20 protein-coding genes are annotated in these 21,663 nt (G+C 44.9%); 15 read left to right on the forward strand and 5 right to left on the reverse strand.

Annotation, left to right across the window (positions count from 1 at the left end):
- Nucleotides 1-17: 17 nt before the first annotated feature.
- Nucleotides 18-1,775, reverse strand: coding sequence for a phospho-sugar mutase (locus tag QE390_RS06560; protein WP_106637060.1), 1,758 nt, complete (start codon nucleotides 1,773-1,775; stop codon nucleotides 18-20).
- Nucleotides 1,776-2,187: 412 nt separating this feature from the next.
- On the opposite strand from QE390_RS06560, the gene QE390_RS06565 reads away from it, so the two are divergent.
- On the forward strand, nucleotides 2,188-3,141 hold the full coding sequence (locus QE390_RS06565; protein ID WP_106637061.1) for a hypothetical protein: 954 nt from the start codon (nucleotides 2,188-2,190) through the stop codon (nucleotides 3,139-3,141).
- Nucleotides 3,142-3,241: 100 nt separating this feature from the next.
- Here QE390_RS06565 and QE390_RS06570 read toward each other — a convergent pair whose 3' ends face one another.
- The 3 genes from QE390_RS06570 to QE390_RS06580 form a co-directional block, all read right to left on the reverse strand.
- Nucleotides 3,242-4,963 carry a D-alanine--D-alanine ligase gene (locus QE390_RS06570; RefSeq protein WP_307141549.1) on the reverse strand — a complete coding sequence of 574 codons (1,722 nt, stop codon included), beginning with the start codon at nucleotides 4,961-4,963 and terminating at the stop codon, nucleotides 3,242-3,244.
- A gap of 196 nt (nucleotides 4,964-5,159) precedes the next feature.
- Nucleotides 5,160-5,786: a T9SS type A sorting domain-containing protein gene (locus tag QE390_RS06575; RefSeq protein WP_307141550.1), complete on the reverse strand. Its 627-nt coding sequence runs from the start codon at nucleotides 5,784-5,786 to the stop codon at nucleotides 5,160-5,162.
- Between the two features lie 177 nt (nucleotides 5,787-5,963).
- Nucleotides 5,964-7,577: an OstA-like protein gene (locus QE390_RS06580; RefSeq protein WP_307141551.1), complete on the reverse strand. Its 1,614-nt coding sequence runs from the start codon at nucleotides 7,575-7,577 to the stop codon at nucleotides 5,964-5,966.
- Between the two features lie 29 nt (nucleotides 7,578-7,606).
- Here QE390_RS06580 and tilS point away from each other — a divergent pair, with 29 nt between their 5' ends.
- From tilS to QE390_RS06645, 13 genes are all read left to right on the forward strand, one after another.
- Entirely contained in the window at nucleotides 7,607-8,932 is a 1,326-nt protein-coding gene (gene tilS, locus QE390_RS06585) for a tRNA lysidine(34) synthetase TilS (RefSeq protein WP_307141552.1), read from the forward strand.
- A 98-nt stretch (nucleotides 8,933-9,030) separates the two neighbouring features.
- Nucleotides 9,031-10,215, forward strand: a complete 1,185-nt coding sequence (locus tag QE390_RS06590) for an aldose epimerase family protein (protein ID WP_307141553.1) — start codon at nucleotides 9,031-9,033, stop codon at nucleotides 10,213-10,215.
- A gap of 110 nt (nucleotides 10,216-10,325) precedes the next feature.
- On the forward strand, nucleotides 10,326-11,261 hold the full coding sequence (locus tag QE390_RS06595; RefSeq protein WP_307141554.1) for a D-2-hydroxyacid dehydrogenase: 936 nt from the start codon (nucleotides 10,326-10,328) through the stop codon (nucleotides 11,259-11,261).
- Nucleotides 11,262-11,565: 304 nt separating this feature from the next.
- The gene (locus tag QE390_RS06600) at nucleotides 11,566-12,477 is read left to right on the forward strand and encodes an outer membrane protein assembly factor BamD (RefSeq protein ID WP_106637068.1); all 912 of its coding nucleotides are present in this window, start codon (nucleotides 11,566-11,568) and stop codon (nucleotides 12,475-12,477) included.
- Between the two features lie 54 nt (nucleotides 12,478-12,531).
- Nucleotides 12,532-12,852: a DNA-directed RNA polymerase subunit omega gene (locus tag QE390_RS06605; RefSeq protein ID WP_106637069.1), complete on the forward strand. Its 321-nt coding sequence runs from the start codon at nucleotides 12,532-12,534 to the stop codon at nucleotides 12,850-12,852.
- A gap of 69 nt (nucleotides 12,853-12,921) precedes the next feature.
- Nucleotides 12,922-14,121, forward strand: coding sequence for a bifunctional phosphopantothenoylcysteine decarboxylase/phosphopantothenate--cysteine ligase CoaBC (gene coaBC / locus QE390_RS06610; protein WP_307141555.1), 1,200 nt, complete (start codon nucleotides 12,922-12,924; stop codon nucleotides 14,119-14,121).
- Nucleotides 14,122-14,143: 22 nt separating this feature from the next.
- On the forward strand, nucleotides 14,144-15,067 hold the full coding sequence (locus tag QE390_RS06615) for a DUF4835 family protein (protein WP_307141556.1): 924 nt from the start codon (nucleotides 14,144-14,146) through the stop codon (nucleotides 15,065-15,067).
- 33 nt (nucleotides 15,068-15,100) lie between these two features.
- Nucleotides 15,101-15,550, forward strand: a complete 450-nt coding sequence (locus tag QE390_RS06620; protein WP_106637071.1) for an N-acetyltransferase — start codon at nucleotides 15,101-15,103, stop codon at nucleotides 15,548-15,550.
- Nucleotides 15,531-15,752, forward strand: a complete 222-nt coding sequence (locus QE390_RS06625) for a hypothetical protein (RefSeq protein ID WP_106637072.1) — start codon at nucleotides 15,531-15,533, stop codon at nucleotides 15,750-15,752. Before QE390_RS06620 ends, QE390_RS06625 begins: the two co-directional genes overlap by 20 nt.
- Nucleotides 15,753-15,812: 60 nt before the next feature.
- On the forward strand, nucleotides 15,813-17,468 hold the full coding sequence (recN, locus tag QE390_RS06630) for a DNA repair protein RecN (protein ID WP_307141557.1): 1,656 nt from the start codon (nucleotides 15,813-15,815) through the stop codon (nucleotides 17,466-17,468).
- A 33-nt stretch (nucleotides 17,469-17,501) separates the two neighbouring features.
- A complete protein-coding gene (locus tag QE390_RS06635) occupies nucleotides 17,502-17,900 on the forward strand; it encodes a hypothetical protein (RefSeq protein WP_307141558.1) in 399 nt (132 codons plus the stop codon).
- 17 nt (nucleotides 17,901-17,917) lie between these two features.
- Nucleotides 17,918-18,568: an SCO family protein gene (locus QE390_RS06640; RefSeq protein ID WP_307141559.1), complete on the forward strand. Its 651-nt coding sequence runs from the start codon at nucleotides 17,918-17,920 to the stop codon at nucleotides 18,566-18,568.
- 99 nt (nucleotides 18,569-18,667) lie between these two features.
- Complete coding sequence (locus QE390_RS06645; RefSeq protein ID WP_307141560.1) at nucleotides 18,668-19,054, forward strand: RidA family protein; 387 nt, start codon at nucleotides 18,668-18,670, stop codon at nucleotides 19,052-19,054.
- A gap of 73 nt (nucleotides 19,055-19,127) precedes the next feature.
- Here QE390_RS06645 and QE390_RS06650 read toward each other — a convergent pair whose 3' ends face one another.
- On the reverse strand, nucleotides 19,128-20,624 hold the full coding sequence (locus QE390_RS06650; RefSeq protein WP_307141561.1) for a DUF4301 family protein: 1,497 nt from the start codon (nucleotides 20,622-20,624) through the stop codon (nucleotides 19,128-19,130).
- Nucleotides 20,625-20,751: 127 nt separating this feature from the next.
- Between QE390_RS06650 and QE390_RS06655 the strand changes: the two genes are divergently transcribed.
- Nucleotides 20,752-21,654 (forward strand): PE-PGRS family protein, encoded by a 903-nt coding sequence (locus QE390_RS06655; protein WP_307141562.1) that lies wholly within the window; start codon nucleotides 20,752-20,754, stop codon nucleotides 21,652-21,654.
- Nucleotides 21,655-21,663 lie beyond the last annotated feature (9 nt).

The following is a 21,663-nucleotide window of genomic DNA, read 5'->3' on the forward strand; positions in this document are numbered from 1 at the left end:
ATAAAATCGGAAGCCGATTATTTCAAGCCCAGATCTTCCTGAATCTGTTTTACTTTCGCTTTTAAGGCATCGTAAGTAGCGTTGAAATCTTCTGCCTTCTCCAAAGGAGCATTTACCGATACGTAGAATTTAATTTTAGGTTCGGTGCCCGAAGGACGAGCGGATACCTTCGAACCATCCGCCAGAATCAGTTGAATTACGTTCGACTTCTCAATACCCATCTCGGCAGGAATCGACGTTTGCTGACCCGTTGCCACATCTTTGGAAACCAGATTTTGGTAATCCAGAATCGTGACGGGCTTCGAACCGGCTACTTCCGCAGGTGGATTATTACGCATGTCGCTCATCATTCGCTGAATCTCTTCAGCTCCTTCTTTGCCTTTTTTCGTCAGTGAAATCAGTCCTTCGTAATAGAAACCGTTTTCCATGTACATTTCTGTAAGCATATCAAACAGACTCTGGCCGTTATCTTTGGCATAGGCCGTTAGCTCCGCAATCATGGCACAAGAGGCAATCGCATCTTTGTCGCGAACAGCGTCACCAATCAGATAACCATAACTTTCTTCTCCACCACCAATGAACTGCTCTTTACCTTCCAGATCGCGAATAACACCCGCAATGTATTTGAAGCCTGTGAGGGTATTGTAACAATTTACCCCGTAACTATCACACATTTTATCGATCAGATCCGTCGTTACAATAGTTTTGGCGACGAATTCTTTTCCGGTTAATTTACCGGCTTCCTTCCAGGCTCTCAACAGATAGAAGATAATCAGACTGGCCATCTGGTTACCGTTTAAAAGCTGCCATTCGCCATCGGCATTCTTTACGGCAGAACCCACGCGGTCGGCATCGGGGTCTGTTGCCATTACTAAATCTGCATCAATTTCTTTGGCCTGATTCATCGCCAGCGTCATCGCCTCGGTTTCTTCCGGGTTCGGGTAAACTACCGTTGGGAAGTTACCATCGGGCGTAGCCTGTTTTTCAACGATGGTTACATTGGTAAAGCCAATTTTCTCCAGAGCTTTTGGTACCAGCGTAATTCCAGTTCCGTGAATTGGAGTGTAGACAATTTTCAGGTCTTTCTGACGCTCAATAACCGCGGGATTAACCACGTTCTTAGTAATCACCTGCTCCAGGTATTTGGCATCCACCTCTTCGCCAATGCTTTCAATCAGCTCAGGGTTTCCTTCAAAGTTGATGTCATCAATTGACTGAATGGCATTTACTTCGGTAATGATATTTTTATCGTGTGGAGCTACTACCTGAGCTCCATCGTTCCAGTAAGCTTTATAACCGTTGTATTCTTTAGGGTTATGCGAAGCGGTGATCACTACGCCACTCTGACAACCCAGCAGACGAATTGTGAAGGAAAGCTCAGGAGTAGGACGCAGTTCACTAAACAGATATACCTTGATACCATTGGCAGAGAAAATGTCAGCCGCTACCTGAGCAAATTCGGGTGACATGTTGCGGCTATCGTGAGCGATGGCCACTTTAATCTCCTGATTGGGAAAGCTTTTCTTTAAATAATTGGCCAGACCCTGCGTAGCAGCTCCTACTGTATAGCGGTTCATGCGATTAGAACCTACGCCGATTAATCCGCGAAGACCGCCCGTACCAAACTCCAGCTCTTTATAGAAAGCATCGGTCAATTCTGTGTCATTTCCCTCATCAATCAGCTTTTGAACAGCTGACTTTGTTGTTTCATCATAATTTCCTGAAACCCAATTTTGTACTTTCTGGCGGATAATTGCGTCGAGACCGGTTGACATAATATGTTATGAATTGTTAGTAAATATTAGATTGAAGCTATGGTTTTATAAAAAGGTCTGCAATTATAAGAAGTGGATTCAAATGACAAACCATTCCTTGTCTTTTATTCCATTTTTATATCTTTTCTTAAGTTTTGGCTCAAATCCAGGAAAAGTGAATTTGAACATTTTATCTAAAAAATTTAAAACTTATAAATCCACACATCCTTAAAATCTCGTTAATATGATTTGAGAACCAATTACAAATCAACCCCTTACCATAACTAAGGACGGCCTGAAAATGTTAAGTGAATTTTTCATTCAGCCAGGGCCAGTTCGTAACCGGATCATTAACTCAATTCTAATTATTATTCTTCTTTAGTGGTAACTCACTTTCTTGTGTAACCCTTTATCCAGTTAATAATTGATTATTATGGAAACTACGAATCAAAACAAACAATCAAGTGGAATTTGGGGAGCTGCGTTTGCAGTAATGCTTGCCATCTCTGGTGTACTAGGCTTCTTGCTCTTCCAAGAAAAATCGGAAACGGATAAGCAATCCACTGAAATCAGTGTGAAAGCCCGGGACTTAGCTATTACCCACAGCCGACTCGACTCGATTTCTCGGGAGTTAGACGCCAAAATTGCTCAGGTTCAGCAATTAGGTGGTAACATCGAAGAGCTGCAAAAGTTAAAAGCACAATTAGAAGCGGATAAATCTTCTTTGTTGAAGTCTAAAAATGTATCCATTGCCAAGTACACTAAGAAAATTAAAGAATACGAAGCTATCCTGACCCAGAAAGACGAAGAAATTGCTCGTTTACAAGAAGAAAATGGTCAGTTGAATACGCAGAACCAACAGTTAACCCAGGAAAACACAACGATCCGTACCGACTTGGACAATACGCGTCGTTCCTATAGTGACTCGGTAAGTAATTTGCGTACTTCTAACCAGGAACTGGCTGATAAAGTAACGATTGGTTCAGCTCTGCGTGCGGAAGGCGTTCGGGTACTGGCTGTGAATAAAAGAGGTAAAACGCGTGAAAACGATGACAACGAGTATAAAGGCAGAAGAGTAGATAAAATCAAAGTAGCCTTTACGCTGGCTCCTAACCCTTTAACGAAAGAAGAATCGAAAGACATCATGCTTCGCGTGGTTGATCCTCAGGGTGCCGTATTATCAGATACCGAAACGGGTTCAGGCATCTTCTCTTTCCAGGGTCGTGACATGCAATACACCTATAAGCAGTCCGTGCAGTTCAACAATAACCGTCCTCAGGTAGAAATGCTGTACACTCGCGGTCAAGAGTACAAAAAAGGTAAATATAACGTAGAACTTTACGCCGAAGGGTTCAAAATTGGCCAGGGCGAGTTCGTAGTACGTTAATAGAATAAAGACTAGTTTAGTTAAGTAATTATCATAGCTGTAATAAAAAGAACCGCTCCTATTAGGGCGGTTCTTTTTTTGCTGTATTAATGAATGAATTTTATTGATAGGCAATGACTTCTGGAACAGAATCGCCCGTAATGAAGCGGGTAACTTCCAGGGCATTTTCCCGGCAAGCGGCAATGAGCGGATGCAGAGGTTCAGTCAGAGAAGCATTCAAATCCGCGATACCGGGCTTAGCCATATAGGCTGCATTGATTACTACCTCGCCTAACTCTGGGTGCTTATACACCAACAGAGGTCGCCATTCGGCTGAGGCCGTCAGGACATTATAAAGTTTTTTGGCAATTTCATAGGATTCATCCGTCGCTTCAAAGGCTATTAATTTTGTGGGTCGACTGGCTAAATGAGCCGTACGATCCTTGATAAGAGCATCGATTTTGGCTAATTCTTTGCGGTAAATACCAGTGAACTTACCTGTGCGGATGCGTTCGCGTAAGGAGAATCGAATGAAATAAGTCAGCGAGTCCGTTACATTTAAGCCAATTTCTGCCATTTGTTTAAAAATAAACGAAGACGGTGACATGCCAGGTAAGGTATTAGGATCGTGCAAAAGCACTTCCCCCTCCGGGCTTAAGAAACCATCAATGCGGGCACAGGCTCCGAAAGCAAACAAACGGAACGTTTCCTTTACGTACGCGTGGACTTTTTCATTATTCGCTAAGCTCGTACGGATTGGAATTCCTTTACGAACTACTGAGGTTAAATACTTGGTTTTAAAGTCAAAAACAATGTCCTCATCATCTTTGATGACTTCGGAAGGCGGTAAAGCCAGCGGTTTTCCGTCAAAGTCCTGAATAACCCCACAACTAAATTCCTGGCCTTTCACGAAGCTTTCGAATAAGACGGCATCTTCCGAATGAATCGAACTGAGCTGAACGGGTTCGTATTGCTCGGCGAAACGGGTGTCTAATTCTACCCAAAGCTCAGCAGGGTGCTTACAAAGTTTTTCTTCGTTGATAAACAAAGGAAAAGCAATGCCCTCGTCCAGATTGGTGATTTGCTGTAATAACGCTCCTTTTTCTTCGTAAGAAAGCATCACCCATTCCTGAGGGGTAATCGTTTTCTGGAAGAAGCTTTGAAGCACACCCGCTTCAAATGCCTTTATATCGTCGGTTTTAACGAAGGATACCCCAATGGATGAGCCCTGATGGGGAGCTTTACAAACAAAAGGTAGTCCTACCTGAGCTTTTACCTGTTCGAATAATACTTCTTTATCAAAGCGATCCCATTCGCTTTTACTCAACGAAAAGAGGCGTTTAGGCAACCCGACCGTTCGTTGAATGAGCTCGTTCTGAGCGATTTTATCAATACCAATGCCCGATCCCATAAGACCGGAACCGTAATAAGGGATACCGTACCATTCCAGTAAACCCTGAATGGCTCCATCTTCCAGTTGCGGGCCGTGCACCGCCAGAAAAGCAAAGTCAAAATAGGCCTTAAACTCATGGGGTAACAAACGTTTACCCACGCTGGCAATCATCGCCTCTTCCTGATCAGGGCTTAGGCTCAACGACTCTTCGTAGACCCGGAAAGGATATTTATCTGAAGAAACAAAGGCCTGAGGAGGGTAGAAATCGCGAATGGAAGCCGATTCCATGTACGTCGGATCGATCAGGATAAAGTTACCACGTCCATCAATAAAGATGGGGATAGGTTCAAAGAGGTAGCGATCCAGACCCGTATAAGTCGTTTTACCTCCCAGAAAAGAAATCTCCCGTTCACGAGCCGGGCCGCCGAAGAATATACCAACTTTAAACAAGAGCGTAAGCTTTTAAATATGTACAAAACCAAAACCGTCCTTTGACTTTCGAATTTACAGTGCACAGCATAGATTGTCACGAGCTTACCGATGATATTCTTACAAATACCATAAAATATCCCCCATACGCAAAATCCCGAAGTAGTGCTATTGAGCATACTTCGGGATTTTATCGTACAAGCAGACTAAAGGAAATCTATTGATGCCTAACCAGTAACTTCTTTGTAATTAAGGTTTTACCCTCTAAGGACAATTGATAAAAGTAAATATTGTTGGGTAAATGACTGGTTGAAATGCGTTGTTTACGCTCGCCAGGTTCTAATACCACCCCTCCCATTTGCATGCCTAGGGGGCTATACAGCGTAATTTTTGCTTCTCCTGCATGAGCTGCTACGGCATATTCTACTTCGATATGATCGTTCGCAGGATTGGGATAAGGGTTGGAAACGCTGATTTTATCGTTAACAAACAGTTTCTCTGACGAAGAAGATTCGTCAAAATCGCGGGAGCTTTCAGAAGCGACAACCGCCAGCGGAGCCAGGGGTTGTTCCGTTTTAGAAGAACCGTTAGACTTAGGTCGATTCCGTAAAAGCGTCCGGTAATACTCATTGACAGCCGTCGAGCGATTTGGTCTTACTTCGCGGGCAATTTCTGCCTTTGGGTAAAAATAAGGATTAATCTGCGTCGAGGCGGTCGTTGATTTTGCTTTAGGCTTAATATCTAATCGACTGCGTTTAGGCTCTCCCTGAGCATAGGTACTAATCGGATTCCCTAACAGGAAAACGATTAAAAGTCCGTACAGAAAGAGTAAAGTGTGTTTCATAAATCATCTAAACTACTAAAGCTACCAAATGCCTAAGCAAATGTAGCTATATTATATTGATAACCAAGTTTTTAACATGTATTAACAAAAGTAACCTTAGGCATTACTATTTGTTTTGAAATCGTTTGCAGAAAAAGATATACCAAAGCTTTTCTGCGAACAATTCCCCAAATTTTCTCATTTTTTCATCGAAGCCGTCGTCGGTACTTTCTTCGTACTCACAGGATTAGCAGGCGGAGTAACCGTTTTTTTAACCCGTTTAACCATGTCTCGGGTCGGTCGATCTTTCTCTCGCCAGTTAAAACCATCCAGCTCCCGGTTCTCACTGGTTACTTCTTTTGGGGGATGTAAAACCCCATCTGGCGTTCCCAGGAAAGCGATGCGTTTGACCTGTCCTTCTTTAAAATGTAATCGCATCCGTCCCGATTGGACATAATTCATGCCAATGGGTTTATTATCATCTTTCTTGGCGAAGTAAATACTTTCTCCATTTCCCTCCACCAGCGTATGATCCAGCTCCGATTTGGCATTAAAATAGGCCGTTATTCGCCTGCCTTTTACCTGATTAAATTGCATCAGCGTATCTCGGGCAATGATAAAAGCCCGGCGTTTGAGATACATCGTCCGCATCTTATTATCCACCAGTCTCACCAGAATGGTATCAGCTTCCGACTGATTCTGACCATTCCAGAGAATGGGCTTCTTAAAGAAAGAAATCAGTGAATCCGCCATATTATAGATTAATGAGTCACATTTGGCCTGCAAATCCCGCCTGAATACCAAGACATTTCGATCCGCAATCAAACGACGAGTCGTGTCTTTTACACCCCTGATTTCCTGTGAAATCAAGGTATCCGCCGAGAGTAACAGCGTGTCCTTGGAAAAGAATTTACGCAATAGAGCTTCTCCGTACACTCGGGAAATGCCCGTTTTGCCAAAATACCTTCCGATTTGCCCCGTCAAAATCGCACTATCTTTTTTAGCAATCATCACCACGTTTCCCCGGGCAATCCCGATCTGAGTAATCGGATCGTAAAACAGACTATCTCCGGTGAGTTCGTTATGAGGCATTCGCACCGTTGAACGCCCCCTAAAATTCGATATTCGTGTATTTAAGTTATAAGAACCCGAACTCGTAAAAAGGGTATCGTTTTCCGCCTGCGATTTTTTCTTTTTTGAAATAATCTTCGTCGGAGCAATGAAATAGGCATCTTTGGAAAGGGTACTGTACCTTAGAGAATCAGCAAACAGGTCCGTTTCAGGACTAATCATTTTTACGTTTTTCTTAAAGAGTGACAGCTTCGTCAACGTATTGTAATAACCTTCCTTACTCGTCAGCGTACTGGTTTTATCCACCAGCGTACCGCCCGTATTATAACTGGCAATGCGGGTGTTCATGTCATAATCCAGCTTGCGGGTTTTTAGCGTAGCCGTTTTATCGTTGAGCGTAACGACACGCCCCAGCATTTTCGATTGACGGGTATTACCAAAATACATGGCCGTATCTCCGGTGAGGGTCAGACTGTCCCCCTGAATAATCCTTACATTTCCGTAGGCTTCTACTACATTAATGAGATCATTTTTCTTAGCCAGGTTACAGAGCAAAACGACATTACCCTGCCGCATCCGCACATTGCCACGTAGAAAGGTGTTACCCGCCGTCTGATCCACCCATAGTGTATCCGAATAATCGACGTCAACAATTTTTCCTGTTAGAGCAGGGTTTTGAGCGGCTCCTAAAAAAGGAAGACCGAGTAATAAGCCGAGAATATATATTTGCCAGTATTTCATTGCTTTGGCAAAATTAACTATTCCGATCCGTGCTGACTGATTTTTTAGCATTCATTAACGAGAGAAAACTTTTTTCATCGACCCACCGCCTGTTAGTGGCCGTGAGTGGTGGACTCGATTCGGTGGTGCTAACAAAACTGCTCCAGCAAGCCGGCTTCTCTTTTGCCATCGCCCACGTTAATTTTCAATTACGAGGTCAGGAATCGTTCCGCGATGAGCTTTTTGTGCAAACGCTGGCTGAATCGTATCAGGTTCCTTTGTATATCGAACGTTTTGATACTAAAACTATCGCCCTACAAAGCGGACTTTCCACGCAGCTCACCGCCCGAAATCTCCGGTATGACTGGTTTGAGAAAATTCGTGTCAAAGAACATTTTGATTGGATTCTCACGGCTCACCATTTGAATGATTCGCTCGAAACCCTACTGATGAATCTAACTCGTGGGACGGGGCTTTCCGGCATTCGCGGGATTCCCGAAAAAAATGGGTTTATCACCCGTCCGCTTCTAGGCTTTAATCGCACTCAGTTACATCAATATGCACAGGAACAGGGCTTAAGTTGGGTGGAGGATTCCAGTAATGAAAAAGATGACTATCAGCGAAATCAGCTTCGTCACCATGTCGTTCCGCTACTGGAAAAGCTTAATCCTAGTTTGACCCAAACCCTTCGGCATACGCTGGATCGTTTGCAGGCAGCCGAGCGTTTCATTGATCAGCAACTAGGTGTGTTTAAACAAAAAGTCACCCAAAATTCCGTTATTCCTTTTACAGTCCTTGAAGCTTTTCCAGAACCCTTGTTGGTTCTCAGCGAAACGCTCAAGGCGTATCATTTTACGTATCAGCAGAGTAAAGCCATTTATGAGAACCGCTTTGCTCAGCCCGGAAAGCGGTATAGCTCCCCCTCCCACTTACTCGTACTGGACCGTCAGCAATGGATTCTTCAGTCCAATTCAGACCGGGCCTTGCACAGCTACGAAATCAGTACGGTTCCTTTTTCTATGAATACCCCATTTTTCAGCCTGACGTTGCAATGGGTTGAAAATTTTTCTTTTTCCTCAGATGCCCACGTCGTGTTTCTGGATGCATCTCTGCTCGATTTTCCGTTACAATTGCGTTTATGGGAATCAGGAGATTGGTTTTGTCCGCTGGGAATGAAGGGTAAAAAGCAGAAAATCAGCGATTTTTTAATTAATCAAAAAGTATCAGTGCTGGAAAAAGAAAGCCTGTATCTTCTTGAGTCAAAGGGTAATATTGTCTGGGTAACGGGCAAACGCCTCGACGACCGTTATAAAATTACTGAAAACACTACGCAGATTTTACGGGTTGAATTACGACCAATTTCGTCTATCCATTAATCTTCACTGCTTTGCGGTAGTGGACATTTCCGGCAAGTGTATAGATTTGTCAGGGCAAAAGCTCTAAGCCATAGGCCGTACTCTTAAACCTTACTCTCATGTCTTTATCATTTCTCAAAACCGGAGGACTCGCTCTGACTCTGGGCTTGGCCATAGCTTCCTGCCAGTCCTCCAGCGAAAAATCTGCTCAATCTCAAGAAGATTCCACCATGACCTCCCAAACTTCAACTATTACCAAAGCTCCTTTCGGAACGCTCGAAGGCCAGGCCGTTGATTTATACACGCTCACCAACAGTAAGGGCATGATCGTGAAAATCACTAACTACGGTGGAATCATTACCGAGTTACACACGCCCGACAAAGACGGCCATTTCGATGACATCGTGCTTGGATTTGATTCGTTAGCCGGTTACCGTCAGGATGTTCCTTACTTCGGAGCTTTGATTGGCCGTTTCGGCAACCGTATTGCGAAGGGCACCTTTAATCTGGAAGGAAAAACCTACAAACTGCCCATCAACAATGGCCCCAACTCTCTGCACGGTGGCAAGGTAGGTTTTGATAAAAAGGTCTGGACGGCAGAAGAAGTAAAAACGGATTCGACCGTAGGTCTGAAACTCAACTTGGTGAGCCCCGACGGTGATGAGGGTTACCCCGGAACGCTCCACGTAACGGTTACGTACACCCTAACCAACGACAATGCCCTTCGGATTGATTATGAAGCGACAACAGATAAGTCTACGGTGGTTAACCTAACCAATCACACCTACTTTAACCTGACAGGCGGAAAACGCGATATTCTCGATCACGAAGTGGAGTTGAAAGCGAGTAAGATTGTTCCTGTAGATGCTACGCTTATTCCAACGGGTAAGCTTCAGGATGTGAAAGGTACTCCCTTTGATTTCACCAGCTCGACGGTCATTGGCAAGCGTATTAATGATACTAAAGACGAGCAGATTAAAAATGGCGGCGGTTATGACCACTGCTGGGTATTCGATCAATCTGGTACTGGTCTGATCTCGCAAGGTTCTGCTTACGAACCAACGACGGGCCGTACCATCGAGTTATTAACGACCGAACCCGCCGTACAGTTTTATAGTGGTAACTTCCTCGACGGTAAACTGACGGGGAAAGGCAACACCAACTACAAAAAACGCTGGGGCTTCTGTCTGGAAACAGAGCATTACCCTGATGCTCCTAATCAGCCGTCATTTCCTTCAACGGTATTAAAGCCCGGTCAGACCTACAAATCGACTACGGAATATCGTTTCTCGGTTAAAAAATAAATCGTTTAATCTGGCAGGAGCCGGCTTGGAAAGGAAATCTTTTCGGGCCGGCTCTGCTGTTTGGTTTAGAATTTTTAGACCTTTTCGGGCATACAAACCAGAGCATACTCATGAATGTATACGTACAAACGCCCTTAGGCAATTCCGAAAAAGAATACTTTACCAGCAAACTTCCGGATTCCGTTCAGGCGGTTTTTGAATCCGATTTATCCGAATCCACCCGTCGGGAAAACGTCGAGAAGGCGGATATCATTTTTGGTAATGTACCGGCAGAGTGGCTCGAAAACGCCAAAAATCTTCGCTGGGTGCAGTTACATTCCGTTGGATTTGATAAATACCAGGATTTAAAAACCAAGGCCACGTTAACGAACATGAAAGGCTTTTATGCCCAACCCTGTGCAGAAACGGCGGTGGGCGGAATCTTGGCTTTTTACCGAAAAATGGACGTTTTCGGCATTCTTCGCAGTCAGAATAAATGGGTGGGACAATCCATGCGATGCGAGATGAGCTTACTGCGAAAGAAAAAAGTGCTCATCATCGGCACGGGCAGTATTGGACAAGCCTGTAAGAAAATTCTCAGCGGTTTTGATTGCCGCATCGACTTTTTTGGTCGTAGTAGTCCCGAAGCCCGTTTTCGTACCCCAGAAGAGCTCATAAACGGCATTCAGGAGTTTGACGTGATCATTAATACCCTACCTGGGACGGAAGAAACCCGCAAATTTGTATCAGCTGAGATGATTAGCCGTTTGAACGGTAATACCGTATTTGCTAACGTAGGCCGGGGTACTACCGTCGACGAAGAAGCTCTCACCCATGCCTTACTGAACGGGGATATCGCCGGAGCCGTACTGGACGTAACCCAGGAAGAACCCCTTCCCGAAAAACATCCGCTCTGGGATTGCCCCAACGTTATTCTTTCCCAGCATTCCGGCGGTGGTTACCGCGAGGAATTCCAGGATTTATCAGATATTTTTCTGGAAAACCTGGATCGTTTTTTGGCTAACCAGCCGTTGGAAAACATCATTGATCCGAAAAAAGGGTATTAGGTGGGTTTGACGCTGTTTGAAAAGGGCAATAAGGCTTGAGGGGTTTGATTTCGTTTCGCACGTGGACGAAACTTGAAACGTCTCCAACCTTTTCAATCATCAAACTCCTTTCAAACCACCTCAAACACGAATCAAACCCTTTCATAACGAGACTTTTAGATCCTGTTTTCAGGAAAATCTGATAATAAAGCAACCTCAACCGAATAGTTTTGCATCTTTTTACGTTAACAGGGCTGCCATCTTACTTAAAAAGCCTACGGAACCATTGTTAACTCTAAAAGGAAAGACGTATCTTTGCGGACTTATGCAGACTATTCGGTATTTTGTTCTATTTCTGGGCCTTACCGCCCTTTTGACTTCCTGCGGAAGTTTTGAGAAACTTCGCAAGAAAGGTACGGACGAGCAGAAGTATCAGGCTGCTTTGACCTATTACAAAAAAGGCGACTACGATAAAGCCGTTTTACTCTTCGAAGAGCTTAAACCTATCTTGAAAGGTTCGGATCAACAGGAGTTGGCTACGTTTTATGAAGCCTACTGTAATTATCACCTTTCGCAGTATGAAGTAGCTTCCTTCCAGTTCAAACGGTTTTACGAAACCTTTGGCCGAAGTGACTACGCCGAAGAAGCTCTTTACATGAGTTCCTATGCCTCGTACCGGGCCTCCATGCCCTATTACCTGGATCAGGCCAGTACCTTGACGGCTATGGATAACATGCAAAGCTTTATTAACACGTATCCTCAGAGTAAATTCGTAGACGAAGCTTCCAAAATTATCAAAGAGTCTCGCAGGAAGCTGGAAAAGAAAGCGTACGAACGGGCCAAGCTGTACTTTAAAACCAGCCCGGCGAACCTCCAGAATTTCCGCTCTGCCGTTTACGCCATTAACAACTTTAAGAAAGAATTTCCAGACTCTGATTATAACGAAGAGTTAGCCTTCTTACAGGTTCAGGCTCAGTACGAATTTGCTCAGAACAGTATTTACAATAAGCAAAAAGAGCGTTACGACGAAACTGTAAAATATTACCAGGATTTCGTTGATGCTTTTCCGCAGGGAAAATTCACCAAGAAAGCCGAGCGGTTCTACGAAGATTCCGTGAAACAATCGAGCAGACTGGCTGAAGAAGAGCGAATCGCGAAAGCTGCTCAGGAAAAAGCAAAAGAAAAAGCTGCTGAACCCGCTTCGACCGGACGCGTAGGTGGCTCGACTAATAAATAAGCTCACCTGGGGTGAGTGATTCCATTCAAATCGTAAACAATAAAGATCAGAGATATGCCTGCCAATCCTTCTATCGTCACCCGCGACACAGACAAACTGGCCGCTAAGACGAACGGCAATATTTATGAAGCCGTGGCCATTATGGCCTCTCGTGCCAAGCAACTTTCCGTTAAACAAAAGGAAGAGCTTAACCAGAAACTTTCGGAGTTTGCCTCAACGGTAGATAACTTGGAAGAAATTTTTGAAAACCGCGAACAAATCGAAATTTCAAAGCATTACGAGCGTCAGCCGAAGCCTTCTTCTCTGGCCATCGAAGAATATATCGAAGAGAAAGTAAACTGGCGTTACCGCACCGATTTACCCAGTGAAGATTAATCACTAGCCCTTCGAAAAAACCTCCGTATCTTCGCCGATACGGAGGTTTTTTCATATAATAACGATCTTATGCTTGCAGGAAAACGGGTGTTACTGGGCGTTTCCGGTAGTATCGCTGCCTATAAAATTGCCAGTCTGGTTCGCTTACTTATCAAAGCCGGGGCCGAAGTACAGGTCGTCATGACCCAGGCGGCTACCGAGTTTATTACCCCATTAACGCTTTCGACGCTTTCCAAGCGTCCTGTTTACAGTCAGTTTGTTAGTAATCCAGAAACAGGTACCTGGACGAATCACGTGGATTTAGGCCTTTGGGCAGATGTGATGCTGATTGCTCCTGCCACGGCACATACCCTCGCCAAAGCCGCTCATGCCCAGGCGGATGATCTGCTTTCAGCCGTTTATTTATCCGCTCGCTGTCCGGTTTACTGGGCTCCGGCGATGGATCTGGATATGTATCAGCACCCGGCGACGAAAGAAAACCTGCGACGGCTGGAAAGCTTTGGTAATCGCATGATTCAGGCTGGATACGGAGAACTCGCCAGCGGATTAACCGGCGAAGGCCGTATGGCGGAGCCCGAAGAATTACTGAGTATTTTAGAAAAACACTTTCAGCAGGATAGTCCCTGGAAAGGCAAAAAAGTATTACTAACTGCTGGCCCTACTCAGGAGGCTATTGATCCCGTTCGGTATATTTCCAATCATTCTACCGGAAAGATGGGTTACGCCCTGGCAGAGTCTCTGGCAGAAGCGGGAGCTCTGGTAACCCTAGTAAGTGGCCCCACACACCTGCTCATTAAAAACCCGGCTATTCGAAAAATTGATGTTCGCTCAGCCGGGCAAATGTATGAGGCGGCTCAACGGGCTTTTCCTGAACAGGATGTTACCATCCTAGCCGCCGCCGTTGCTGATTATACCCCCAGCGTGGTAGCTTCGGAAAAAATCAAGAAGAAGGAAGCCATTTTCAATATTGAACTTCGGAAAACCGTTGATATAGCAGCGACCCTGGGCAGTCAGAAAAAACCTGGTCAATTATTGATTGGCTTTGCCCTGGAAACCAATAACGAAGTAGAAAATGCGACGCAAAAGCTTCTGAAGAAAAATCTGGATTTGATTGTGCTTAATTCGCTTCAAAACGCCGGAGCAGGCTTTGGACACGATACCAACCAGATCAGTATTATTGATCGGCAGCAGCGTTTGCTTGCTTATGAATTAAAATCGAAAACGGCAGTAGCAACGGATATTCTCGAAGCTATTGCCGCGTATTTATAATGCCATCCATCCCCGATACGTTATGAAAAGCTTTTTACAGAAACTTGGGTTATGCTTTTCCTGCCTTTTGCTGATTAACCCGGTCATTAAAGCTCAGGAAATTGCCTGCACCGTCACACTACGGACCGATCAGATGCGGGTAAATCAGCAATCTAATAATGGGCAGCAGGTTTTTGGAGAATTACAACGGGTGATGACCGAATTTGTAAATGGTCGTCGCTGGACAAACGATCAGTTTCGGGAAGAAGAAAAAATTCGACTGGATATTTCATTAACCTTTCAGAAGGCCACCGCTCAGGGCGATTACGACGCTCAGGCCGTTATTCAGGTCTATCGTCCCATTTATAATTCCAGTTATGAAAGCGTACTGCTGCGGTACGTAGATCGGTCCTTTTCTTTCAGGTATTTACCCGAAAATCCGCTGAATTTTAATGATAATGTCTTTTCAGATAACCTGACATCGCTCCTGGCTTATTACAGTTACATCGCTCTGGCTCTGGATTATGATTCTTTCGGAAAACGCGGCGGCGAACAGTGGATTCAGCGGGCGTATAACGTAGCCAATTTGGCTTCAACGGGCGGTTTTATCGGCTGGGATCAACGTGGCGACCAACGGAGCCGGTATTGGCTGGTGGAAAATCTTCAAAATCAGCAGTTGATTCCTTTCCGTGAGGGCCTTTATACGTATCACCGTCTGGCCCTGGATACCTTTGGTGATCAGCCCGATGAGGCCCGTAAAAATATCCTCGGCGTTTTAAATAACATTCGTCAGGTTGTTCAGCTCAAGCCTTCTTCGTTAGTAATTAACAGCTTTTTTGATGCCAAATCCAACGAGTTAATCCAGGTCTTTTCCCGCGGAACGGCTGCCGAGAAAAATCAGGTCTATCAGGTTCTTTCCCAACTCGATCCAACCAAAGCCGATTCATACCGACAACTCGTCAAGTAAGCTTCTGGAATAAAGCTTTTAGACCTTTTAGTTATGATTTCGCTACGCCCTGCCACCACTAAAGACCGAGATTGGATTTATTGGGTTAAGAAAAAAACGCTGGGTTCGTACGTAGTGGCTACCTGGGGAGCTTGGTACGAAAAAGTCCAGCGAAACTTCTTTGATGAGACTTTTCAGGAATCCGTCATTCAGATCATCTATTATGACGAGCAACCCGCTGGCATACTCCGCGTAGAACGGCGGGATCAGGAAATATTTCTTTCGGAAATTTATATCTTGCCCCCCTTCCAGAATCGAGGCATTGGGTCTTTATTATTGGAAGAATTAAAGACCGAAGCTCAGCAACAGAACTTACCTTTGCAACTTACCGTTTTACAGGTTAATCAAGCCGCCCGCCGTTTTTACGAACGCCACGGCCTAAGCTGTACGGGCGAGATTAAGCATCATTACGTTATGACCTATCATGGGGAAAAGAATCGTTAGAATTCCGGCTACGTCAGAAGCCCTTTCGGGCCTGAAAGGCATTCATCTCAACCTGGTGTTGCGAAACGGCGTTACTTATTTTGGTCGCTTCATTTCGGAAGAAAATCAGGTGATTACTCTGGAAGATGGTTTACAGCGTGAACGCCGCTATCCGCTACAGCAGATTGAGGAAATTGTTTACGATATAAACGCTGCCTTTTAATTTTGGCATACGCCGCCTCGTATCCTTTTGTACCTTTGAAGGTGACCCTTATTCCTACTCATGCTTTCCAATCTGCTTATACAGAATTACGCACTTATTGAAACCCTTGAACTTTCGCCCAGCGGAGGTTTAAATATCATTACTGGTGAAACCGGAGCGGGAAAGTCCATTTTACTGGGAGCCATTGGCATGCTTCGTGGCAATCGGGCCGACACGAAAGTGCTTTGGGATCCCAACCAGAAATGTATCATTGAAGGTCAGTTTGATATTTCGGGTTACTTTATTAAGTCGATTTTTGAAGAAGAAGAAATCGATTACGACACTACGTGCATCATTCGCCGGGAGATTAGTCCTTCGGGTAAATCCCGGGCTTTTGTCAATGATACGCCCGTTAACCTGGAAACCCTCCGCCGGATTGGCTCGGAGTTAATGGACGTTCACTCGCAGCACGATTCTATTTTGCTGGGTTCGCAGGAATATCAGCTACAACTGGTAGATACCTACGCTCAGAACAGTTCTTTGCTAGAGGCTTACAAAACGCAATTCAGCGATTTCCGAAAAAAACGCGAAGCCTACGATCGGCTTCAGGCAGAAGCCAAGGATATTCGGAAAGAATTTGACTATAACTCCTTTTTGCTGGAAGAGCTTTCCAAAGCCCGTTTTCAGGAAAACGAACAGAGTGAACTAGAGAAAGAGTTAACCACGCTGGAAAACGCCGAAGAAATCAAGCAAAAGTTAATTGCGGCCACCGGCTACCTCAACGATCCCGAGCAAAGCATTCTGGGTTGGATGCAGAGCGTAGTTGGCCATCTCAATACCATCAGTGGCTATAACTCCGTTTACGCTTCCCTGCGGGATCGCGTGCAAAGCTGCTTGATTGAGCTTAAAGATGTCGTCGTGGAACTGGAGTCGGAAGGCGATTCCGTGGAGCTGGACGACGAGAAAATTGTTTTGCTTCAGGAGCGGTTAAGTATGCTTTATAATTTACAGAAAAAGCATAATGTCACCACCGTAGCCGAATTATTAGGTATTCAGGCTGAGTTGGAAACGAAAGTATCCAAAGTTCTCAATCTGGATGATGATCTGGCTGCGGCTGAAAAGGCCGCTCATAAATCCTGGGAAAAACTCGAACAAGTAGCTCGCAAACTTTCAGATTCCCGCAAGGCCGTTCTTTCGGAAATTGAAGATCTGGTATCGGGCTTGTTAAGCGATCTGGGTATTCCCAATGGCCGTTTAGTCGTGGACATGCAACTGGGCAAACCTAGCAGTCAGGGCATTGATACGGTTAATTTTCTCTTTTCGGCGAACAAAGGCATTCAGCCCCGGCAGCTTCGGGAAGTAGCTTCCGGCGGAGAATTCAGTCGCTTAATGTTGGCGGTGAAATACATTCTGGCTAATAAGCGGTCATTGCCTACGATTGTCTTTGACGAAATTGATACGGGTATCTCCGGCGAAATCGCCATTAAGGTGGGGAACATGATGAAAGACATGGCTCAGGGCCATCAGCTCATTGCAATTAGTCACCTTCATCAGATTGCCGCCAAAGGCGATGCTCATTATTTTGTTTATAAAGATCATTCTTCCGACCGAACGGTTTCCCGCATCAGGCAGCTTTCAACGGAAGAACGGGTGCTTGAGATTGCTCAAATGATTGGAGGAGCCAAGCCCTCTTCGGCTGTGATTGAAAACGCCCGGGAATTACTGAGTCAGTCTTAAATTCGCTTCATTCCTAATAAACCCCCAATAGTTATGAAAACAGGTTGCTTATCCCTTTTATTCATTGCTGCATTAACTGCTTGTCAGAATCCTCCCAAGGAAGATTTGACTAAATTTCAGAAAGAAGTAGAAGGCATGCACGACAAAATCATGGGTCCTTACATGCAGATTGCCGATTTACAGGAAGAAATCCGTCAGCAAATAGCCAAGGATACCACGCAACGAGCTCAGGGCGATAGTTTGATTGAAGCTCTGGGGAAAGCCGAAAAAGGAATGGACGAATGGATGGGTAGCTACAACGGTGATACCCTGCTGGATTTATCTCCCGAAAAAGGCAAGGCGTATTTAGAAGCTGAGAAAGCAAAAGTTACCGCTGTTGAGCAACAAACCAGCAGCAGTGTAGCCGCCGCTAAGGCCTTTTTGAAGAAATAATACTGATTGAAATTTCCATGAAAATAATAAAATTATCTGTACTATTACTTTCACTGGTAGGCTTATCTGCCTGTGAATCAGAACCAGTTCGTTTGCCCATTTTGGGGCCACGGCAGGGGGTTTCAACGAAAGTAGTAGACGGGAAAGAAGTAACTGATACCCTTTATCATCAGATTCCGGATTTTGCTTTTGCCAGTCAGTACGGCGATACCATTACCCAGAAAAATTTCGAAGGGAAGATCTATGTCGCTGACTTTTTCTTTACGACTTGTCCCACCATCTGTCCTAAAATGACGATGGAAATGCGGAAGTTATACGAGAAATACAAGGACGATCCGCAGGTCATGTTTCTCTCCCACTCGATTGATCCCAAACGCGATAGTGTAGGCCGTTTGAGGCAATACGCAACTGATTTGGGCGTATTTGGGCAAAAGAGCTGGTACTTTGTAACGGGTGATCGCAAGGAAATTTTTGATATTGGACAGAATGCCTACTTCGTTTCTGCTAAGGAAGACAGCGACGAGCCCGGCGGTATTCTCCACAGCGGAGCTTTCATTATCATTGACCCTCAGAAACACATCCGTGGCATTTACGACGGCACGCGGGATGAAGTAGTAGGCGAAGTAAGTGAAGCCATTACCTTATTAAAGAACGAGGCGGGAAAGTAATCAAAACTTAGGGCCGGGTTACTTTCGACAATCCTTATCTAGTAAAGTATTTCCGTTCCCCTCACTGAAAACTGTAAACCTGACAACTATAAATAAATTATGTCCCAACGTCAAACCATCCTTTCGGGCTCGCCCTGGGAAGATAAAGTAGGTTACTGCCGGGCCGTACGCATCGGTAATTTGATTGAAGTCGCTGGCACGGTAGCCATCGTAGACGGTGAAAAAGTAAAGGCTGATGATGGCTACGCTCAAACCAAAAACATCATCGAACGCATTGAAAGAGTGCTTGAAGAAGCCGGAGCCAGCCTGAAAGACGTGGTTCGTACGCGGATGTTTACCACGGATCTAACAAAGTTTGACGAAATTGGCCGGGCACACGGTGAGTTTTTCAAGGATATCAAACCCGTTACGGCTATTTACGAAATCAGTAAACTCGTTAGTCCAGAGTACCTGATTGAAATTGAATTTACGGCCGTTCTGGCTTAATCATTGGTACTATAAAAAAGTTCCGCTGTCAATCAAAACAGCGGGACTTTTTCTTTATAAAATCACTTCCTGATTATCCTTTATGTTCATCACGAAGCAGATCATTAACCGTTTTTACCGGATTAAACGTAATCAGGGGAACTTCCACGAATAAGGTATTCCAATCCGACATCGAGCCATTCCAGAGACCGGGTAATTCCTGAGCTTTCAGGTCTTTTCCGTCTTTGGATTTTTGGGTAATAAAGCCCGTCTGCGGATCGCGGAATTTCAAAAGGTCAAAAGCTTTGCCTGTGTAGTCCGTCCAGGAACAAACTAAATCGACGGGATTGAAGTGGGTAGCTTTCAGGAATTTGTCTTTCTGTACCTGATCGTCCATGTCAACCTGAGCGGATTCTACCACCTGTAGCTGACTCGTGCCATCTGAACTTTTCGCCCAGAAAGGTCCGCCCCCTGGCTCACCTACGTTTTTAACCATTCCGCACACCCGAATCGGACGATTGAGTTTGGTACGGAAGTACTCAACTACTTTTTCTACCGGCCATTCGTAGAAACCTTCAACGGGTTCTACGCACAGCACACGACGTAAAAACTCGTCGATTTCAGCCATTAATTCCTGACTGGTATCGCCGCTATCAAGCCGCTTGAGGTAATCAAATAACCGTTGACGTGTTTGCAACAACGTTCCGGCGATGGCTCGTTTGTAAATCGTTGTCGTGTTCTTTAAACGATCAGGAACAACGTTATCAATATTCTTGATAAACACCAGATCAGCCTCTACATCATTCAGGTTAGCCAGTAAAGCTCCGTGACCCGCAGGACGGAAGAGCAGCGAACCGTTTTTGTCAGTGAACGGTGTGTTATCGAGGTTTACAGCGATTGTATCCGTTGAAGATTTTTGTTCGGAGAAATCAATTCCGAAGCCGAGGTTATGACGCTCCGCGTACTCAGCCGCTTTTTCTTCGATTAATTCCGTGAATTTAGCCTTATGCTCCGGCGACACGGTAAAGTGAATAGCGACTTCGCCTTTCGAGCGGGCATAACTGGCTCCTTCCACCAGGTGCTCTTCCACAGGCGTACGATTTTCGTTTTCGTAACGGTGAAATTTCAGCAAGCCTTTGGGTAAAGAACCGTAGCCCAGACCTTTGTCCGTCAGAAAATACTCAGCAATGGTTAATCGGTCCGCCGTTTCGATGTCAAATCCGTCTTTAGCTAAAACAGCTTTCAGGTCATCATAAAACGCAAATTCACGGATTCTCTCGAAGAATTGCTCCACGGATGAGTCCGATTTTCCAGCTTCGAGAAAAGCAAATAAGGATTTAAACATACGGGTGGCGGCTCCCGAAGCAGGAACAAACTTAACGATCCGAAGCGTTGGCACGTATTCTTCGTAAGTATCGAGAGCTTCCTGAATTTGCTCATCAGTTAATTGAAGAATACCATCCTCCGGCATAGCGGCACGGGTTAGTTTCATCCATGGAAATCCATCAATAAAGTACTGAATCTGGTCTTTGACCGTTTGTATCTCAATACCTTTGGCTTCAATTTGTTCTAAATCCTTTTGAGAGAACATAATAAACAGTAATGTTGAGGCTGAAATTCCTTCGTTAAGTGGATAGTTAGTTTTTAATTCTGTTTTAAAATTAGAGCATTTTCTAGAAGAACTAACTTCAATCTTTACTTAAAGTTTATAAAAAGCCATGAACTATCACACTTCTTATCGATTGATTATTTTTTTAGGTTTACTCACGGGTGCCACCGCTTGTGATAAGCTATTTCCCGAGAAACCGGAGACGGCTTCTTTCGGCTCGGCCCAAAATCGAGGGGTACTTGACAACCCGGATATAACTGAAGCGTCGGGGCTGGCCGTTAGTCGTTATAGCCCTAATCTTATATGGACACACGACGACTCAGGTAATCCCAATGAGATTTATCTGCTCGATGATACCAATGCAAAATGGAAAGCTACCTTAGTGCTTGAAGGAGCCGTTAATAATGATTGGGAGGACATGGCGGCCTCCATCCGCGACGGCGTTCCGACTTTATACGTAGGCGATACGGGAGACAACCTCAACCAGTATGCCACGCATATTATTTACCGTTTTACCGAACCAGACGCTACCAAACTATCGGGAAAAACTTCGGTAGCGTCCTCGGCTATTGACCGGATTACCTATCGTTATCCCGATGGGCAGTGGGATTCAGAGGGCTTCTTTGTAGATCACGAGACGCAGGATATTTACATCATTTCCAAAGTTAGCTCTGCTACCAAGCTCTATCGTTTGCCTTATCCACAATCAACGCAGAGCGTTATTACCGCCGAAGTAGTAGAAGACCTTGCCCAAACTACCATCACAGCGGCAGATCTCTCACCCAATGGGCAGGAGTTACTCATCAAAGATTACCTAACGGTTTTTTACTGGAAGCGTAATAGCGGCGAGAGCATCGCCCAGATGATGAAACGTTCTCCCCGCGTGATGCCCTATTTCCCAGAGCCTCAAGGTGAGGCAATTGCCTTTGCTACGGATAACTCCGGTTATTTTACCCTTAGTGAAGATCGTTCCGGTATTCGCGGACATTTGTATTTTTACCCCCGCAGATAACCCGAACAC

It is taken from the genome of Siphonobacter sp. SORGH_AS_1065 (assembly GCF_030818595.1).
Lineage (GTDB): Bacteria > Bacteroidota > Bacteroidia > Cytophagales > Spirosomataceae > Siphonobacter.

What these genes read in the sequence shown, in the direction of transcription:
- QE390_RS06560 (WP_106637060.1), bottom strand. Translation starts at nt 1,775, where the DNA reads ATGTCAACCGGTCTCGACGCAATTATCCGCCAGAAAGTACAAAATTGG.
- QE390_RS06565 (WP_106637061.1), top strand. Translation starts at nt 2,188, where the DNA reads ATGGAAACTACGAATCAAAACAAACAATCAAGTGGAATTTGGGGAGCT.
- QE390_RS06575 (WP_307141550.1), bottom strand. Translation starts at nt 5,786, where the DNA reads ATGAAACACACTTTACTCTTTCTGTACGGACTTTTAATCGTTTTCCTG.
- QE390_RS06580 (WP_307141551.1), bottom strand. Translation starts at nt 7,577, where the DNA reads ATGAAATACTGGCAAATATATATTCTCGGCTTATTACTCGGTCTTCCT.
- QE390_RS06590 (WP_307141553.1), top strand. Translation starts at nt 9,031, where the DNA reads ATGTCTTTATCATTTCTCAAAACCGGAGGACTCGCTCTGACTCTGGGC.
- QE390_RS06595 (WP_307141554.1), top strand. Translation starts at nt 10,326, where the DNA reads ATGAATGTATACGTACAAACGCCCTTAGGCAATTCCGAAAAAGAATAC.
- QE390_RS06600 (WP_106637068.1), top strand. Translation starts at nt 11,566, where the DNA reads ATGCAGACTATTCGGTATTTTGTTCTATTTCTGGGCCTTACCGCCCTT.
- QE390_RS06605 (WP_106637069.1), top strand. Translation starts at nt 12,532, where the DNA reads ATGCCTGCCAATCCTTCTATCGTCACCCGCGACACAGACAAACTGGCC.
- coaBC (WP_307141555.1), top strand. Translation starts at nt 12,922, where the DNA reads ATGCTTGCAGGAAAACGGGTGTTACTGGGCGTTTCCGGTAGTATCGCT.
- QE390_RS06615 (WP_307141556.1), top strand. Translation starts at nt 14,144, where the DNA reads ATGAAAAGCTTTTTACAGAAACTTGGGTTATGCTTTTCCTGCCTTTTG.
- QE390_RS06620 (WP_106637071.1), top strand. Translation starts at nt 15,101, where the DNA reads ATGATTTCGCTACGCCCTGCCACCACTAAAGACCGAGATTGGATTTAT.
- QE390_RS06625 (WP_106637072.1), top strand. Translation starts at nt 15,531, where the DNA reads ATGGGGAAAAGAATCGTTAGAATTCCGGCTACGTCAGAAGCCCTTTCG.
- recN (WP_307141557.1), top strand. Translation starts at nt 15,813, where the DNA reads ATGCTTTCCAATCTGCTTATACAGAATTACGCACTTATTGAAACCCTT.
- QE390_RS06635 (WP_307141558.1), top strand. Translation starts at nt 17,502, where the DNA reads ATGAAAACAGGTTGCTTATCCCTTTTATTCATTGCTGCATTAACTGCT.
- QE390_RS06640 (WP_307141559.1), top strand. Translation starts at nt 17,918, where the DNA reads ATGAAAATAATAAAATTATCTGTACTATTACTTTCACTGGTAGGCTTA.
- QE390_RS06645 (WP_307141560.1), top strand. Translation starts at nt 18,668, where the DNA reads ATGTCCCAACGTCAAACCATCCTTTCGGGCTCGCCCTGGGAAGATAAA.
- QE390_RS06650 (WP_307141561.1), bottom strand. Translation starts at nt 20,624, where the DNA reads ATGTTCTCTCAAAAGGATTTAGAACAAATTGAAGCCAAAGGTATTGAG.
- QE390_RS06655 (WP_307141562.1), top strand. Translation starts at nt 20,752, where the DNA reads ATGAACTATCACACTTCTTATCGATTGATTATTTTTTTAGGTTTACTC.